Source organism: Novosphingobium sp. B-7 (assembly GCF_000410615.1).
In the GTDB taxonomy this organism is placed as follows: Bacteria; Pseudomonadota; Alphaproteobacteria; order Sphingomonadales; family Sphingomonadaceae; genus Novosphingobium; species Novosphingobium capsulatum.
This window is the reverse complement of record NZ_APCQ01000503.1, coordinates 1-896: the sequence shown is the minus strand read 5'-3', so window position 1 is coordinate 896 and position 896 is coordinate 1. Positions and strand designations below refer to the sequence as shown.

The following is an 896-nucleotide window of genomic DNA, read 5'->3' as shown; positions in this document are numbered from 1 at the left end:
GGCGGATCAGGCCTTTGGCGCCAAGCCCACGCAGCGCGGCTTCGTCGATGCTGGCCTGATCGCCCACCACCAGGCGCAACCGCGTGGTGCACGCGCCCACTTCCACCAGGTTTGCCGCGCCGCCCAGCGCCGCTACAAAGGCCTGGCCGCGTTCGCCCGCCAGCACCGGCGCGCCGCCGTTGCCCATGGGCACGTCATCGCGGCCCGGCGTCTTGAGATCGAAGCGCAGGATCGCCCAGCGGAACACCCCGTAATAGACGCTGGCATAGACCAGCCCCACCGGGATCAGCAGCAAGGGCTTCTGCGCCTTGGAGAAATTGAGCACGTAATCAAGCAGCCCGGCGGAAAAGCCAAAGCCCATGTGCACGCCCAGCGCCGCCATCAGCGCCATCGCAATGCCGGTCAGCACCGCGTGGAACGCATAGAGCACTGGCGCCAGGAACATGAAGCTGAACTCGATCGGCTCGGTCACCCCGGTCAGGAACGAGGTGGCGGCAAGGCTCAGCAGCATGCCCCCGGTGGCCTTGCGCCGTTCGGGCCGCGCGGTGTGATACATCGCCAGGCACGCGGCAGGCAGGCCAAACATCATCACCGGGAAGAACCCGCTCATGAACGCGCCAGCGGTCGGATCGCCGGCAAAGAAGCGGCGCAAATCGCCGGTGGTGCCGTGGTAATCGCCCAGCACGAACCAGGCGATGTTGTTGAGAATGTGATGCAAGCCCGTCACCAGCAGCAGGCGGTTGAGCGTGCCGAAGATGAACAGCCCGATCCCGCCGCTGGCCAGCGCCGCCTCGCTCGCGGCATTGGCGCCGGCATTGATGCTGGCAAGGCTGGCGCCCAGCAGCCCGGCCAGCGCCACGCCGGCCACCCCGCTGATGATCGGCACGAACCGCCGG

Annotated in this window: 1 protein-coding gene; it reads right to left on the bottom strand. The window is 67.7% G+C overall.

Features of this window, described 5'->3' with window-relative positions:
- Positions 1-896, bottom strand: an 896-nt coding sequence (locus tag H926_RS0106490; RefSeq protein WP_022675593.1) for a PTS transporter subunit EIIC, incomplete at both ends; no start/stop codon positions are given.